This is a genomic window from Bartonella sp. CL25QHWL, from assembly GCF_042195335.1.
Classification (GTDB): Bacteria; Pseudomonadota; Alphaproteobacteria; order Rhizobiales; family Rhizobiaceae; genus Bartonella.
In genome coordinates, this window is the sequence record NZ_JBHIOE010000001.1 from 22,585 (window position 1) to 39,583 (window position 16,999).

10 protein-coding genes, 2 tRNA genes and 1 pseudogene are annotated in these 16,999 nt (G+C 35.4%); 6 read left to right on the forward strand and 7 right to left on the reverse strand.

The features are described 5' to 3' along the window. Positions 1-390 precede the first annotated feature (390 nt). Positions 391-651 (reverse strand): annotated as a pseudogene (locus ACFILY_RS00055) (hypothetical protein); the annotation flags it as partial. Further along, positions 651-1,040 carry a dTMP kinase gene (locus ACFILY_RS00060; protein WP_375637174.1) on the reverse strand — a complete coding sequence of 130 codons (390 nt, stop codon included), beginning with the start codon at positions 1,038-1,040 and terminating at the stop codon, positions 651-653. The pseudogene ACFILY_RS00055 and the gene ACFILY_RS00060, both read right to left, overlap by 1 nt. 1,095 nt (positions 1,041-2,135) lie before the next feature. On the opposite strand from ACFILY_RS00060, the gene ACFILY_RS00065 reads away from it, so the two are divergent. From ACFILY_RS00065 to ACFILY_RS00085, 5 genes are all read left to right on the forward strand, one after another. Continuing rightward, entirely contained in the window at positions 2,136-3,326 is a 1,191-nt protein-coding gene (locus ACFILY_RS00065; RefSeq protein WP_375637347.1) for a hypothetical protein, read from the forward strand. Continuing rightward, positions 3,323-4,528, forward strand: a complete 1,206-nt coding sequence (locus ACFILY_RS00070; RefSeq protein WP_375637176.1) for an ATP-grasp domain-containing protein — start codon at positions 3,323-3,325, stop codon at positions 4,526-4,528. Before ACFILY_RS00065 ends, ACFILY_RS00070 begins: the two co-directional genes overlap by 4 nt. Positions 4,529-4,693: 165 nt before the next feature. Beyond that, the gene (locus tag ACFILY_RS00075) at positions 4,694-4,900 is read left to right on the forward strand and encodes a YqcI/YcgG family protein (RefSeq protein ID WP_375630481.1); all 207 of its coding nucleotides are present in this window, start codon (positions 4,694-4,696) and stop codon (positions 4,898-4,900) included. A gap of 1,298 nt (positions 4,901-6,198) precedes the next feature. Then, a complete protein-coding gene (locus tag ACFILY_RS00080; RefSeq protein WP_375637178.1) occupies positions 6,199-6,468 on the forward strand; it encodes a hypothetical protein in 270 nt (89 codons plus the stop codon). Continuing rightward, complete coding sequence (locus ACFILY_RS00085) at positions 6,461-7,681, forward strand: MFS transporter (protein WP_375637179.1); 1,221 nt, start codon at positions 6,461-6,463, stop codon at positions 7,679-7,681. Before ACFILY_RS00080 ends, ACFILY_RS00085 begins: the two co-directional genes overlap by 8 nt. Before the next feature lie 473 nt (positions 7,682-8,154). Here the strand turns inward: ACFILY_RS00085 and ACFILY_RS00090 are convergent. The 4 genes from ACFILY_RS00090 to rplU all read right to left on the reverse strand — a co-directional run bounded on the left by ACFILY_RS00090 (position 8,155) and on the right by rplU (position 14,486). Continuing rightward, positions 8,155-8,244, reverse strand: a tRNA-Ser gene (locus ACFILY_RS00090). A gap of 1,542 nt (positions 8,245-9,786) precedes the next feature. Continuing rightward, positions 9,787-12,318: a phosphoenolpyruvate--protein phosphotransferase gene (gene ptsP, locus ACFILY_RS00095; RefSeq protein ID WP_375637182.1), complete on the reverse strand. Its 2,532-nt coding sequence runs from the start codon at positions 12,316-12,318 to the stop codon at positions 9,787-9,789. Positions 12,319-13,724: 1,406 nt separating this feature from the next. After that, positions 13,725-13,994: a 50S ribosomal protein L27 gene (rpmA, locus tag ACFILY_RS00100; protein ID WP_100130483.1), complete on the reverse strand. Its 270-nt coding sequence runs from the start codon at positions 13,992-13,994 to the stop codon at positions 13,725-13,727. A gap of 12 nt (positions 13,995-14,006) precedes the next feature. Continuing rightward, positions 14,007-14,486: a 50S ribosomal protein L21 gene (rplU, locus tag ACFILY_RS00105; RefSeq protein ID WP_273790289.1), complete on the reverse strand. Its 480-nt coding sequence runs from the start codon at positions 14,484-14,486 to the stop codon at positions 14,007-14,009. Positions 14,487-14,771: 285 nt separating this feature from the next. Here rplU and ACFILY_RS00110 point away from each other — a divergent pair. Further along, positions 14,772-14,861 (forward strand) — tRNA-Ser (locus ACFILY_RS00110). 340 nt (positions 14,862-15,201) lie between these two features. On the opposite strand, the gene pgi is transcribed toward ACFILY_RS00110, so the two are convergent. Then, positions 15,202-16,866 (reverse strand): glucose-6-phosphate isomerase, encoded by a 1,665-nt coding sequence (pgi, locus tag ACFILY_RS00115; protein ID WP_375637184.1) that lies wholly within the window; start codon positions 16,864-16,866, stop codon positions 15,202-15,204. Positions 16,867-16,999 lie beyond the last annotated feature (133 nt).

The following is a 16,999-nucleotide window of genomic DNA, read 5'->3' on the forward strand; positions in this document are numbered from 1 at the left end:
TTTTATTCAGAAGCTACACCTTTATACATATGTGAAACAATTTTACGGTATAGAAGCTTCACTCACATTATTGTCCTTATTATTCCGTGCACTAAAATATGCTCGAGTATATTCCTCCATGTCGTTCTTCTATCACCACACTTCGTCTCTAAAAGAATAAACATACTATTATCCTCACAATAAATATTGCTAACTTTTCTACTCCCCTTCTCTAAATCTTTTAAAACAAGCTCATTACAGTTAGTTTTCTAATTAAAATATATAACGTGATATTTTTCCTGAGCAGTTAAATTATTGCAATCATATCTCTAAAGTTTCAGATTTAGAGTACGAATACATAAAGGAGGATCTATCGTGGATAAATTGATTAATAAATGATTTTATTCATAATCAAAAACAAACTTCATCTATATGATGTCGTATTTGATGATGAATTAAAGAAACAGAAGCAGTTCCATCAATTGTTATAAACCGCTCATCTATTTCTGATAAAACTTTGTATACTTTGTAAACTTTTTCAATAAAAGAGAGTTTTTCTTCGTATTTTAAGTTTAAACCATCCCTTTTCTGCAACCGCTCTAGTATAGTAGTGGGCGGTAAATGAAGATAAAATGTAATATGAGGTCTTGGAATAGATTGATTTAATTTAACTACACTTTCAACAGAAAGCTCTCGAGCATAAAAATAAGCAAGACTAGAATAAACATATCGATGCTAATTAATAAATTTTGCGATGACGTGAAGTAAGGTTCAATAATTTCAAGCGTATGTTTGCGTCTATCTGTCGCTGATAAGAGTGCTAAAAGCAACGGATCAATTGCTTTTCCATTATCTAAGTAATCTCTAATTTCTGGATTATTTCTATACCAATAACTGGGTTGAAAAGTTTGTATTATATGTTTTTCTATTGAGTAATGGCGAGCGATTTCTTTTGTTTGTGTTGTCTTACCACTCCCATCAAATCCACATAAGACAATAAAAGAACCAGAAAATTTCTTTGGAGACCACATGGAATTATAAACTTTTTTATCAAGATACATTTTGTCTATATACTTTCCATAAGTTAAATTGTTTTATGTCTGAAATCTCTTAATGTTTAATAAGGTGTTTTTTAACTCGTCTCTAAACAGAAAAACACAATACTCCCGCATTTTGTATAACTTTATGATAAATGGTAGTATATAGACTTAGTTTTAAGATAAGGTTATATTTTAGACAACTTAAAATGAGATTAAGTATTTGTAAAAAATATATTTTTTTGTTCACACTCCATAACCTGTCATTTTTTGACGAATTCTAGTAGAGTTTCTGAGGATTACTCCTATAGCGTCGTGTAAGTGTATAGAAATGAGTTCGATCTCAGTATATTATTGTCCCTTAAGAGCTACTACTAGATTGCGCTCCATAGGAAGCTAATGAAATCAACTCTATCTTTTCTCAAACCACTGCCCTCGCTATAAGCATTTGATATCCGATCCCGTCAAAAAGCAGCAGAGCAATTCTTGGAAAACATCGCTGAGATATTGAAATATGCCTTGCAAAAGCGTTTAAATCAAATGTTTCACTATATTTTTCGGTATATTCATAAACTGAAATTAAGAATATTATAATAAGACCTCAAACAACGACGACGCCCAAATCAGCCGTAATAAAGCCTCCTAAAACTGAACCAATAATACCTCTCTATTAGACAGACTACTATGTAAAGGCTTTAATACAATACCTTAGCGCTAATGCCATAAATGTTTCTGATAGATAACGAAGTTTATTGTCACAACAACATCTAACAACGGTCAATAGAAAAACCTCAACCTTGAGTATAAATAAAATCAACTTGAAAGCGCAAAATATATCTCTAGGACATAGTTATATTCGTTATCTGGCTTTCCCCTTATTGGCAAGCCTCCCGCAACAGACGCAGTAAAAATACCAGCCTCTATCGCTATTCATTCTCCTGAATAATAAGCTATCACTACCATAAACATCAGCGTTCAAATGTTCCCTACCAAAAAACTTGACATGCCCAGTAATTATGTGTGTGTGTATTTATTATTTGTAAACATGTGTGCTGATTTATAATACTGTGTGTTTTTAAGAGATTCTGAAATGGGGGGGATAATGTGCACAAACAACGGATGTTTCGGTTTTATGGGCTTGTTGTCCTGCTGTATCTTTCTGATATGGTTTTATTTTTAAGTAATCTTTGGAATGCTTATCGCATAACATCCTCATCGGTTTTCCTAGGCGTAACCATGGCTTTGGGCACCCTTATGCCCTATCTTTTGAAAAAAAGCGGTCTTGTGCGCATTAAAGCCTCACTGCGGTTGGTCGATTTATACAAAAGGCGAATCATTATCTATAGCCTTCTTTTATTGATTGCACTTTTCCATTACGCTGATTCCCCCTTTGGTTTTATCGTTGTCTCTATCTCTATCGGCTATCTCTCTTTGATTACCTTAAGCACTCTCGAGACTTATAATACTAAACTAGCACTTAGTGGTTATATTAGCGCCCAAAAGGCTTCCCGCATTATGCAAACAGTGGTGCAAATTGGCGCATTTTTGGGAGCAGCACTGAGTGGTTATCTCTTAGAAGCGACCAGCCCTCGAGGGGCAGCGGCTGAAATCGGTTATAATGGTTTGATTGTGACACTTTGTGTGTTTGACATCATTATAAGCCTTATAGCCGGATATATTATCTTTTGCGATGAATATAACGCCACAGATACCACAACACTTGCAACTGGTAAGAAGACAGCGCCTACACCGCAAGCGGATGAGCTCTCCCGTGAACTTAAACTTTTATGCGTCTGCATAGGACTTATTGGCTTTCATATTTGCGCTTATAATACGCTGGCAACTATTCTTTTTCAGAGTGTGAAAAATTTTGGCTCTGAATATTATGGGCTTTGCAGTGCGGTTGCGGGCGTGGGCGCTTTTTTGGCTGCTTTTATCAAAATCCCTCGTTTTGAATTTATTCTCCCAGCCCTTATGTTGAGCATGGCTGATCTTATTTTTAGCACCACACAATCGCCCTATTTGGCTGTGGTCTTTTGCTTTTTTATTGGCTTTTCAATGAATACCATGCGAATTAATGCCCGCAAACATACGATTGAAGCAACCAAAACAGAGGCTCAAGCAGAGCTGGTGGGAAGCTATAGCGGTATGCTTTATACTCTCTCCCAATCGGCAGGTTATGTCATTCTTGGTCTTCTTACAAGCTCTGCCCTTATGGGTCCTCAAGCAGCTGTTTATCTTCTGCCCCTTATAGGGCTAATAATCTTTATTTATGTTCTTTTCCTTTTATCACAGCGGAACAAAGTATGAGAAAACCTATTCTTATTGTCGACCCTTTCTCCACGGGTGCCCTCTATAGCCCTGCTTTGCAAAAATTAGGCTATGCTTGTTATGGTGTTGTCTCTCAAGCAGCTCCTTTTTCACACTTTATGCTTTCTTATCAGGGAAAGGGCATGGCAGAAGCGAAGCTTCATAGTGTAGATGAGATAAAGAAACGCTTTCCTATCGGCACGATAGAGGCTGTAATAGCGGGTGCCGAAAGAGGTATCTATTGTGCAGAGCAATTGGCGGCTTATTATGGTTGTCTTGGGAATAACCCCTTGACTACCGATTGGCGACGGAAAAAAGCAGCGATGCAAAAACGCCTTTGTGAAAATGGTTTATCTTACATCCGATCAAAGATTCTTACAAAAAACGATTGTACTCTCGATGGTTTTGAAAGCCACAGCGGCTATGTGGTAAAGCCAAATGATTCTGCAGGGAGTGATGGTGTTTTGTTTTTCTCTAATCTTGAGGAAGTAGTAACGTGGACCTCTGAAATCGACTGGAAGAAAAAAAATATTTTTGGCGCACCTAACGAGGCCTATTTGCTCCAAGAAAGATTGGAGGGAGAGGAATACATCGTCGACGCCGTTGTAAATGGAGAGGCTATAAAGATATGTGCTTTATCGCGGTATAAAAAAGGTATTCATAATGGAAGTGCTTTTGTTTATGAATCACTTGATGTGCTTGATGCTCAAGATCCCTCTTATGCCCCTCTTATCTCTTATGCAAAACAATGCATTCGCGCACTGGGGATTGAATATGGACCTGCGCATATGGAAATCATGCAAACAGCTCGTGGTCCAGTGATGATCGAAGTAGGAGCCCGCCTCCACGGAGGAATTGCACCCACCTTGTTCGCGCATTGCTATGAAGATGGTTTACTTGAAAGCTCCGTTAACCTTATTGCAGGCGTGTTTTCGCAAACCCCAAGTCGCTTTAAGAAAAAAGGGCGTATTATCTTCCTTATCAACGAGATCGACGGTCATATTATAAAAGATGTTAACGTATGGCGGCAAAAGCTTCATTCTTGGGAAAATGTGGTTCATTTTACGCTCTTTTTTAAAGAAAACGAGCCCCTCCCCCTAACCATCGATTTAAATACCTGCCCAGCTATTATAGCAATTTGTGGACACAGTGATGATGAATTATCAGCTTTGGAGAGGATCATTCGTAGCAATTTCTTATAAAATATAGCAATTGGGAAGAAAAAATGGATTCAGAAGCGCAAATAATTGAAAATATAGACAAATATTAAAAATGGGAGCAAGTCATTTTTAAAGAATTCAATGCAACCATGAATAACACAATTAGGCCTTTTCTGCCTATTCAGTGTAAATGGATACTCAAAAAATATGCTTAGATTTGGGTTCTACAACAAGCTGACTTCAAAAAATATAATGGAAGACCTGATAACTTATTGCGATAATTATAAAAGTTTTGGAAAGAACACATCTTTTGTTGCATTCGAGGAGCCTGCCCCCATAAAAAGTATCGAATTTTATAGAGAAAAATTCTGGTCTACACTTAAAAATTTGCGAGCTTTTGACAACCGAGAGTGACCTAAGCATATACAAAAAAAATATGTACAATCATCTATGAGAGTTCTGCTTTCATGGCGAACCTACGTTTATAGCTTGCAATACCCCATCCCATATAAACAGAATTAAGTAAGTTCTATATTTATGTTAACTTTCCAGCCTAGGTGGGTTTTTTCTGATCTGCTCGATACAGAACAAAATGTATTCTCGTTGTAGGAAAAAGGCCTGAACCTTTTGATATTATCACAAAATCTCCTTTTTTAAGAAAATATAGCAAACTCCAAAATAGAGAATGGACGCAATATTTTCTGCAAGACAACACTATTGAATCCCTACCTTGCTCATATCATCTAATGAAACACGATAATGACTAAGTTTTCTAAAATTAAATTAAATAAAAATATTTATGATATATTAAAAATGATACTGCCAAAACAAGGCTCGATAGAGATTCAAAGGGATTTTCCAAAAAATACATAGAATGCAGTGTGTATGTATAAAACTTCTCAGGATGATCGTGTTAATAGCAATGTTGAAGGAGTGCCTTTTGGGGAAAGATTGTACAGCAATTACGAGTATCTCTAGGAGAAAAAACGCTGATTTTTAGAACAGAGAGAAACATTGATTATAACAGTTTATTAGGCTAAACGCAGAATATTCTCCTAATAATTGATGATCGCATTGTAACAGAATAGACTTTTGATAATCATAAAGAAAAAGGTAGAGAGCGTGTTTCTTTTAGTTAAGAAAGAGTGTTGCTCATTTTTTTTCTAAAAGTAAGCAAATTCAAAGATAATTTTTTGTTCTTGTAGTGGTGAGAAAATAATTGTCGAAGTCAGTGAAGGGGAGATTCCAATAGATTGTTACAAAGTTTAATAAAAGTTGGAATACTTAAAAATTCTTAGTTCCTATGATGATTTAAGAATACCAGATTAGGATACGGAGAATTCAAGAGCTCAAAACTTTGTGATAATATTGGTTTAGAATTACATCTTGTTCATTCAGACGAGATGAGCCAATTATTATATGTCACAGAGACATATGGGTGGAAAATTTTAAAAAAGCTTATCCAGAATCTGACTTAAAGGTTATTGGAACTTTAGTAGTAAGATTGGCTTGGTCTCATGTCTCTCAAAAATTAGCAACCAATCTTGTTGTGACTAGACTAAATTTGGAAGATCTTCTCACTGAGCGTTTTTGTAATATTATGAAATGATAAAAATATTAATATTTCTTCTTGTCCCGGACACGAAGCCGGTGCTATTTGTATTTATTATCCGTTGCACCATTGTCCGAAATATATTTTAAGTGGTTGTCACTTGAAATATGCCTTGGAAAATTATTTGGCAAGAGAGCGTACCTATATGTATTGGAAAGTAATTTCCTATTATTTATCTCAATCTATGGGTACAACGTTGCCAAGTATAGAATTCATGCTGACAGATGACTTTCAAAAAATAAGTGCCTATAACGCATTTGAACTAAACTTTTATGAAAAACTGGAATTTAGTACCGAACCATATTCGACAATGGAGAAAATCATAAAATGGCTTGAGTCTCTGTTTAAAAGGAAAGAGGCTATTGCGTAATTCTGTTTTTCTTATGATTGTGATTGGTTGTTTGACGAGTTTTTGTGCTAGTGGTGTATTATCTATTGGCCTTTCTTTGTTACAATTCCAAGATACAACAGGAGAAGCGTCTGCTACTTTAAATGTCGTTAATTTAATCGCAATTGGAATTGCTGGCTTATGTTTGGGAAACGTGTTGGCGCACTATCAAGGCTTTATAATTGGGTTTTATAGTCAAATTATTTGCGCTTGTTTATTGTCTTTCTTATTATTTATGAACAATCCAGTACTTATTTTATTTGTATTTTTTTTACTTGCTCTCTTGATGGGGGCTGATAACCCAAATAACAATAGTGCCTTGAATCAGCTGGTTCCAGCTCCCAAACAAAAAGCTGGAATTTTTGCATTTTACACTAGTTGCTGTCAGTTTTTTGTTATTATATCCCCATTGCTTATATATTTTATAATTGCGCATTTGGGGCACAAAATAGCCATAGCCTTTATTGTATTTATCTATCTTTTGAATGCCTGCTTATGGTTTCGTATAAAGTCTATACAACAACTAAACAGAGCAAAAGAGCTATTAAAAAAGCCATCTCAAAAAGCTTATGGAGTTGGGTTCAGGTGCCTTTGGCGGATTTCTGCGTTGCGTTTTTTAACGATTAATCGTATTTTGAATAATTCTCTCTATACGGGGCCTATTGTTTTATTGCCACTTGTGCTTGCTTCTATAACATCAGATAATATAAAATTTACAGCTATTCAAAATTCTATTTTTGCTTTGTCAGCACTGGGTTTTGTGATCAATGGTCTTATCTCATCTTATTATTTACAGAAATTTCCATCTTTAATTCGTTTTTTTGTATGGGGGGCACCGGCTTTTGCCGTGATCGCAATCTCTTTTGTTTTATATTTAAATTTTACTCAATATTCCCTTTATATTATGGGGTTTTTATTAGGTATTGGGCAATTTTATTTTAGGATATCGGGAATAACAATTGGACAAGCTATCACACCTAGTGAAAATTTAGCCGAGGTGATTTTGGCAGGCGATGCCAGTGTACGCATCATAACAGCTTTATTCTCTATTGTGCTTTTATATGCAGGAAAATTTTTTTCATTTTCTATATTATACGTCCTATGTGTATTTATAGGCTTTTGCGCCCCTTTATTTATTTTGCACGGACTATCTATTTACATACAAAGCTTAAAGATAAAAGAAAGTGCCGCATGAATGATATTCAATTATTATATTATGTTAGCCTTTTTTTGATTATCGTATAGATAAAAATTTTGTACAAATATTCATGACATTAATTTTAAATAAGCACATTGCGTGAGAAAAGCTGAGGTGTTTGTTACCTCTCATGTGGATAAAACGCATTTAGCCCGTTAAGCAACGAAATTGCAAATAGCACTATGATCACCATTAATTCTAAAAGCTCTACCAGAAGTTAGTGATAATGGCAAAAATCCTTTAATGATATTTGAAGAGATCGTTTATGCTAGATCAGGTTATCTCAAGATCGAGAGGAGAGGAGCTTAAAAAGTGTAAAATTCATGGAAATTCAACAGCAATTTCCAGGTGTACATAATGACAGGTATAGATTGGCGCGAACTGGTCAATTGCAACAGCAAAAAATCCTGCAAATGCTGAGCTTTTTAAACTATGTCATATCAAGCATATGAAAGTTCGTTTTAAATTAATGGCGGAGAGAGAGGGATTCGAACCCTCGATATGGTTTCCCATATACACGCGTTCCAGGCGTGCGCCTTCAACCACTCGGCCACCTCTCCAGAAGTTTGCACTATACCCAGAAAGAAATAACGTGCAAGTCTAAACTATACATTCAAAACCCAAAAAATAAATTCATTTATTAAAGTAAGAGCTTATATCTGTTGAATAACAAGCACATCCCTTCTTTTTAAGAAAAAACTTTTTTCGTGGATAGGTTTGTAGAATACAATAATGGGAATAAAAAGATTGTCACCAGTTATAAATTTTCATACTCATTTACGCACTTTCTGCTTCACAAAAAAATACTTCTCTTAAAATTGGCATACAGTCCATGGTTTTGCATAACCAAATAATTAATATCTCTCACTTAACACCATTGATTACCCTAATAATAAATAGAATAATAACGATATGAACTTCTTATATGTATATAATATTAAAATTGTTTATTCAGATAATAAATTTCATTTCAATAAAAATCGTTTTCAACCTTCTTCTTGCCTCCAAGGATGAAAATACTTAATCACTGTAACTTTGATTACAAACAACTCTCTCTTGAAATGAGATCTACCTGCTAATCACTTTTATGTTTCAGATAATATATAAATATTGATTTATAATAATAAATTATCGTTTATACGTCATAAGCGGGGATGGTATGTGGGAGAAGAACATTTTAAGAGAGGATAAGTGCCTCTTATGTATTTTTTCAAATAGCACGAATTCTTGCAACATTGAGGGCTGTAAAATAGTGTGATGGTGTCAGTTTTCTCTTTCATAGGATTACAGAATAAGCCCTACTCTAAATTCTCTATTCAATTTCACACTTCTATATTTAGTTGATACTAAAGAAAATAAAATTCAGACAAAAAAACCTTTGCATTTTTAATTTAATATGTATGAATATATCTTATTTTCTGAAATGAAAAAATAGTCATTTTGGTCAAATACAAAATCATAAAAATGCAAACCTGTTTTCATTTTTACCATATACTTTTAAATTCAGCTTTACAGTTTTCAAAATATCTAAAGTAATCTCTATTATTTAAAAGAGATTACGTATTACTTCATACTTTTGATTATCGCATTCTTTAAGTGGGATATGGTCTCATAACAAAACAGAATACTCTAAAAATACTATTTTCTTTCTCATCCACACGTTTGTTAAAAAACATCTCTTAAAGCTTGTCACATCTACCTCATACGGTGTCTATGAATGGTATAAAATCTATTGGATAGAATCATCTTTCCTTAAATAAAAAGTAAAAGCCAAGTACCATCACGCTATTTATCACCTAATATTACAACATCCATTGCGATTTGAGAAAATGCATAAAAGGCATTTATTCTTTCTTAGAGTGTTTTTATCCATACATTACTCCTCTTTGTAATGTATAAAAGAATAATTTTTATTAATTTAATATAGAGAAATTTAAAACGAGAAAACCCTACAATATTTAAGGCTCTCATTATGTAACACGATAAATTACCATTACAAATTAATATGCTGCTTATAATTGTCCTAAAGGATAATGTTTTACAACACTAAAGATCTGATTAGTCTGAAAAATGAGCTCGTTTTTTCCCCTTAATGTTCTCTATCACCTTATATCCTTGCTTAGAGCACGTACAGCTCGTGCAGTTTCACATTGTAATGCTTTTTGTGCTAAAATTTTCATATCTTCAAAACTATGAGTCTGTAAACACGCCTTTACTGGAGAAATATCGCAAGATATCATAGAAAGCTCATTAATTCCCAATCCAGTCAAAATCATTGCACCAAAAGGATCTCCAGCCATACCACCACATACACTAACCCAACACTTATTTTGTGCAGCTCCCTGAATAGTCTGATAAATCATACGCAAAACTGCTGGATCAAGGCTATCAGCTTCAGACACAAGGTACGGATTTTGCCGATCAACAGCCATTGTATACTGTGTTAGGTCATTGGTTCCAATTGAAAAAAAATCAACATGGGCGCTTAATACATCTGCCATAATGGCCGCTGCTGGAACTTCGATCATAATACCAAGTTTTAATTTTGGTGCATCGATATCGTTGCGGATTTCCTCTGCAATCTTTTTTATAGCGACAATCTCTGAAACAGACATGACCATCGGAAACACAATCCATAGATCTCCGCCCTCTTTTGCTGCTCGATATAAAGCACGTAATTGAGGCACCAAAAGATCACGTCGACGTAACAAAAGCCGCGTTCCTCGAACACCTAAAAAAGGATTGTCCTCTTTAGATAAATGTAAATGCGTAACCTGTTTATCCCCACCAATATCAAGTGCACGAATAATTAATGGCTTATCTCCTACAGCTGTAATCATCGTCCGATATATATTAAATTGTAGCTCTTCATCCGGAATATGTGGATTCTCTAAAAACAAAAATTCCGTGCGCATGAGTCCAACACCTTCAGCCCCCAAATCAAGCGCAACAGGAACCTGATTTGCGTAGTTGACATTGGCCATGATACGAATTCTTTGACCATCTATCGTTTGCGCTGGTAATCTACACGCACTTATTTCACTGACACGTTTTTGCGCAACAGTATCAATATGCCTTTGAGCATCTTCAACGTCTTCAAGCGTAGGATCAAGGTAAATAAACCCGTTATCGCCATCAATAATAGCCTGAATATCAGACTGAATCGCTAAAATATCATCACCTGTAGCAACAACCATTGGAATACCAAGAGTACGCGCCAAAATAGCTGTATGAGATAATGGACCTCCCCATGCTGTTGCTAATCCTTTTACCCTTGTACAATCAAGTTGTGCTACATCAGAAGGAGAAAGGTCATTTGTAACCAGAATTACACCATGTGGAATATCATTTAAAAAGAACGATCTATAGGATGGATTGATTTCACCTAAAACACGTCGACCAACATCAACTAAATTAACAGCACGTGCTGCTAACAAAGGATTATCTACCTTAAAAAACATATCTGAAAATTGACGAACCGCTCTATCCCAAGACCAAGCGACACCATGACCTTCCGCTATAAAACGACAAGCTTGAGCTATTAAATTTTCATCGTCAAGCAAAACCATTTGCGCAGAAAAAATTGCAGCAGAATCTGCTCCCATACGCACTGTAATATCAGAAATTACAGATGCCATTTTATGTTTTGTTTTTGTAAGAGCATTTTCAAGACATGCTGCACCAGCTGCAAAATCAATTGGCTGGTCTATTATGGAAATATCATTTTGCCTTAAAACAAAAATCTTACCAAATGCTAATCCTGAACTCGCTCCAACACCAGAAATGCCTTTTTGCATAGAGCGTGGATACCAACCATGAAAAGCCTTTGTTTGAGATTCCATTGCTCTCATCAGGCATTTTTCACTAATACTCACTTTTTTTGCAATAGCAATGGCATCATTGAGAAGTTGTGCTCCTTCTGAAGCATCTGTAGAAAAAATCAGAACATCACCGTTTTTTGCTCCTAATTGCAATAAACCAACCAAATTTTTCATTTCAACGGTATATTGACCATGGCGAACTCTGATGGAACTTTGAGCCTTTTTCGCAAAATCAACCCAAAGAGAAGCTGGTCGTGCATGAAGACCACTTGGATAATCTAAAGTCCATTCCTGACACACAGAAAGGTCACCAATAAAAGTTTTTTCTATCTTCATATTTTGGTCAAACAAAGTTGTAACAATTTGTTGTTTGTCCATAGTTGTTGCAAGTACTTCAAGCTGTTTTTTATCAAATAAAAGAGACGTCAATTTTTTACAAATTTCTCTATAGCGATCTGGACACGCTGCAATGGCAATAACCAAATATGCTTTCTTGCCATCCTGCCACTCAACACCAGCAGGAACCTGTATAACAGCAACAGCATCCTTGATAATTAAATCACGATTTTCAGCCATACCATGAGGAATGGCTATACCATTTCCAAGCCAAGTATTGGTTGTTTCTTCACGTGCAAGCATGCTTGCCAGATAACACTTATCAACTGCACCAACCTGCACAAGCAATTCAGCAGCAGCATAAATTGCATCATTTTTATGATCAAAAGCAGCTGCAAGTTGTACAGATCTTATAGACAAGATTTCACCATCAGCAAAATCTACATTCATTGCTTCTGCTTTCTCATATCTCATCATGAATTCAAATTGCCTCACATTTGAACACCAATATCTCTGACACATTCCTTTTCAAAGCTGCATTTCCCAAAATACAAGCTATAAATACCACCACAGCTTTATTTATATTTTACGGAATATAGCTAAGTGAGGTGCTTAAATACCTCAATATAACCGATAAAACAATTGGATATTATTATCTAGCGAAGTGCTTAAAAGCATTATAAGCAAATCTGCCTCTTACTCTTTTACTTTACAAAGACAAAACCCCATTTTCTACAGAACCAATCACCTGAAAAACTATGTTTTCGAAACGCTCTCATTATCCTAAGTTATTCAACATAACTTTTCATTATTTTTCCTACAAAAAAGCATCCTTCCCAATCATCCGTAACTTCAGCTAATATTTTGATTGATTCCTCAAAGTTTATTTAACCTATTATCCCTCTTTATAAATTCATTACATAATTACAAATTGCTCCATGCAACTTATCATCTTTAAAATTCCGTGCTGCCCATCTTATGATATCAAACCCTCGATATATAATATTTATATATTTTAAGCTACACCTTTACTTCAATCAATATCGCAAATACACAATACCCTCTGTCGCACATTTGCAAAGTACGAACATCCCCCCAAGCACCATCATCAATTACTAAAATAAAGAAAAACTCTACAAATAAGATAAATAAAGTAAAAAATGAAACGCAATGATTGCCTTAACCCTAGCTCTTATGCTTATTTACTTTCAACAATACACAATAATAGTGAAATCAGAAAAAATATTCTTGAAGGGCGCTGATTGCACGTTGGTTATTTTTATATCTTTAAACACCGTCCTCCTTAAAAATATAATTTCACTCTTGATTTACCGAAAATTCCTTAATGCACGTCACTTTCAAAGTAGTTTTGGCTGCCTTCTTATGGATTTTTTATCCCTATGTCTTTTTAAATGAATAGCCACACCTATCCACACTACCACCTAAAAACAGTATGACAACTCATCAATACCACAATGCCGATAAAAAGACCCATCTTTATCAAAATGATTACATAAAGAATGCTCTCATTAAATTTCTCATAATTTTCTGAAAACAAACTGCTTCTCTTATAAGAAATCACTAGACACTTCTTCATGCATAAAAAGAAAGTCTCTCTCACTATTATTATACAGAAATTTATCAACAAATTCTATCATAATATCAATATGTTCAGTACTAAATACTAACATAACATCGCACAAACTTTTTCCCTCATTGAGAAAAGCCATTTCCTCAATTCTACCTTTTTCGTATATCTTCTACATTTATTATAGTACCAACGCAAAAAGGGAAAGATAAGACTCTATCTTTCCCTTTTAATACTTATAAAACCACAACTATAATTCAATGAAATCCTGTTGATTGCTAGAGAGTGTTACAGATTACTCTGCTGCCTCCAGCATAGGAATGACTGAAACATAGGAACGATTACCCGCTTTGCGTTGAAAAGAAACCTTTCCATTTGATAATGCAAAAAGCGTATGATCTTTTCCAATACCAACATTGTTACCAGGATGCCAACGTGTACCACGCTGGCGAATAATAATATTTCCGGCAATAACGGTTTCACCACCAAATTTTTTAACGCCTAGACGTTTCGATTCTGAATCACGACCATTACGCGAGGAACCACCAGCTTTTTTATGTGCCATAGACGCTCTCCTTTAATCTTTCTTACTCTTTGATGCTACAGACGCTTTCTTCTGCGGCGCAGTCTTTTTTTCAACCGTTTTTTTAGCCGTCTTCTCAACAGAAGCAGCAGCTTTTGTTTCTTGTGGTGTAGTTGCTTCTTCTTTTATCGGTTTTGCAGCAACTTTTTTAGGTTTTGAACCACCCATTAAAATTTCTAAAACACGAAGCCTCGTAAATTCTTGACGATGGCCACGCGTGCGTTTAGAATTTTGACGACGGCGCTTCTTAAATGCGATAACCTTGCGCCCACGTGCCTGTTCTAAAATCTCAGCTGTCACCAATGCATCAGCAACGACAGGGGTACCAATAACCGCATTACCTTCTTGCCCAACCATTAATATGTCATTGAATTCAACAACATCACCCGCATTTCCACTAACTTTTTCAACTTTTACCACTTGATTAGCAACAATGCGGTATTGCTTACCACCAGTTTTAATGACTGCGAACATTTTTTATCCTTCCGTTCACTCCAGCTCTTATTTAATTTCTGCCTTGAAATAAGGGAAAATAGGCTGCTTTTTATCAGTCGTAATAAATCTCAAAGAAGGATAAAACCTTCTTCAACACAAATATGCGCAGATTTCCCCACGCTTATATTTTGTATATATGAAGGAATTTCTATTCTCTGTCAATAAAGTCCCATAAAAAAGAAAAAAAGGTTGTACCAAAAACAATAGAAGGTTATCTACCCCTTATACACTCAAATAGTGCCGATTTTTGTTTCACTTTATTATGGAGAGATGGCTGAGTGGTTGAAAGCACCGCACTCGAAATGCGGCATAGGGGCAACTCTATCGGGGGTTCAAATCCCTCTCTCTCCGCCATTAATTTATAAAACGATATTATTAAAATGTCTTCAATCGTAGCTTGCCGGTTGTAGCTTGTCAGCAGATTTTGTATAATTTGACACTAGATTTTGTACCAATTTATTTTTTTCGAAGGATTTTAAGGGGGGCTCAAAGGGTCTTCAAAGACCTCTCAAAGGTCTTTATCGTTTTTGCGAATAAATTCTCCTTTTTACAATTTTTGCACTTTTTTGATTTTCTGTTACATAAATCTAGTTCAGATAATAAGAGAACGCATAGTAAAATTAAAGAATTATCTCATATTTCTCTCTCATTCTACTTTTGCTTAGTTAGTGCAAAACCTACTGTCAAATTATATTTATTTTGCACGTCTTGCTTGAATATGTGCTAGCAACCCTAATGTTGAACTATCGCGATTATCCGCTTTACTTTCTCCACGAAGAATTGGTAGTAACTCGTTTGCTAATTCTTTACCAAGTTCAACCCCCCATTGATCAAATGAATTAATATTCATTAAAATCCCTTCAACAAAAGTACGATGTTCATAAAGTGCAATAAGACGACCGAGTGCAAAAGGTGTTAATAAATCTTGAACCAACGTAATGCTGGGACGGTTTCCTTTAAAACTTCTATGAAGTGCTAAATGATCTGCCTCACCCTCACCAACTCCATTTTTTATCAAGATATGCCGAGCATCTTCAATACTACGCCCCTTCATCAATGCTTTTGATTGTGCTAAACCGTTTGCTAGCAACATCTCATACATAGAATGTAAATTTTTCTCATGCCCTTTTATAAATAAAATAAATTCTACAGGAATAATATCTGTTCCTTGATGCAGAAGCTGAAAAAAAGCATGTTGACTATTTGTTCCTGAATCCCCCCAAACAATTGGACCACTTGAAAAACTTAATGGTTTTCCATCCAGCGAAACTTGCTTACCATTTGATTCCATATCAAGCTGTTGTAAATAAGCTGGAAAATGTATTAAACGCTGTGCATAAGGAATGATCGAACGTGATGAATAACCACAAATAACACGATGCCAAAATCCTAAAAGAGCAAAACGAATAGGAATATTTTTATGCAAAGGCATAGTTTTAAAATGTTGGTCCATTTGCAAAGCACCGTTGAGAAATTTGCGAAAATTTCCACCACCTATTGCAAACATAACAACAAGTCCAATGGCTGACCAAATTGAATAACGTCCTCCAACCCAATTCCAAAATTTAAAAACGCTTGTGGAATCTATGCCAAATTCTGCCACTTTATCAAGCGCACTTGAAACAGCAACAAAATGCGTACAAACGGCTTTTTCTCCTAAATGTGAACAAATCCACTGACGTGCAACTTGAGCATTTACCATTGTTTCAGCCGTTGTAAAAGTTTTAGAAGCAATGACAAACAGCGTTGTTGCTGGATTCAAAATAGAGAGAGTATCAGAAATATGGGCACTGTCAGCATTCGAAACAAAATGACACTGTGGACCATCATGATAAGGTTTTAAAGCGTATGTGACCATTGCAGGACCAAGATCAGAACCACCAATACCAATATTGACAATATCACTTATTCTCTCGCCACTGCTTCCCTTATAGCTTCCATCACGCACCTTTTCAGAAAATCTTTCCATATCTTCAAGGACGTCTTGAATATCGCGAATAAGATTATGACCATCCAACATGAAAATTTCATCAGCAGGTAAACGTAATGCAATATGAAGAACTGAGCGTTTTTCAGTTGCATTAATCGCCTTACCAGAAAACATTGCATCACGCCGGCCTAACACATCTGCTGCAACCGCTAAATCATCTAGAAGTTGCAATGTTTTAAATGTCACACCACATTTTGAAAAATCGAAAAGAAGATCATCAAGTCTGAGGGAAAAATGGGAAAAACGCTGTTCATCTTCTACAAAATGCCGACGAATATCATAGACCCCATCCTTTGCGGCATGGTTTCTTAAAGCTTTTAATGTGGCTTCAAAAGCCATTTCATTTCGAATCGAAAAGCTATCTCCCATAAGCTTATCCTATATGGTTATTGATAATGAAATCTATGCCCAAACAATAACAAAGCAGAAAGTATCTCTTTTATTACTCGCTATTTTCACTGCTCACATAAAAATGAAGGAATATACAAAATATAAAGGATAA

What these genes read in the sequence shown, in the direction of transcription:
- ACFILY_RS00070 (WP_375637176.1), top strand. Translation starts at nt 3,323, where the DNA reads ATGAGAAAACCTATTCTTATTGTCGACCCTTTCTCCACGGGTGCCCTC.
- ACFILY_RS00075 (WP_375630481.1), top strand. Translation starts at nt 4,694, where the DNA reads ATGCTTAGATTTGGGTTCTACAACAAGCTGACTTCAAAAAATATAATG.
- rplU (WP_273790289.1), bottom strand. Translation starts at nt 14,486, where the DNA reads ATGTTCGCAGTCATTAAAACTGGTGGTAAGCAATACCGCATTGTTGCT.
- rpmA (WP_100130483.1), bottom strand. Translation starts at nt 13,994, where the DNA reads ATGGCACATAAAAAAGCTGGTGGTTCCTCGCGTAATGGTCGTGATTCA.
- pgi (WP_375637184.1), bottom strand. Translation starts at nt 16,866, where the DNA reads ATGGGAGATAGCTTTTCGATTCGAAATGAAATGGCTTTTGAAGCCACA.
- ptsP (WP_375637182.1), bottom strand. Translation starts at nt 12,318, where the DNA reads ATGATGAGATATGAGAAAGCAGAAGCAATGAATGTAGATTTTGCTGAT.
- ACFILY_RS00060 (WP_375637174.1), bottom strand. Translation starts at nt 1,040, where the DNA reads ATGTATCTTGATAAAAAAGTTTATAATTCCATGTGGTCTCCAAAGAAA.
- ACFILY_RS00065 (WP_375637347.1), top strand. Translation starts at nt 2,136, where the DNA reads ATGTTTCGGTTTTATGGGCTTGTTGTCCTGCTGTATCTTTCTGATATG.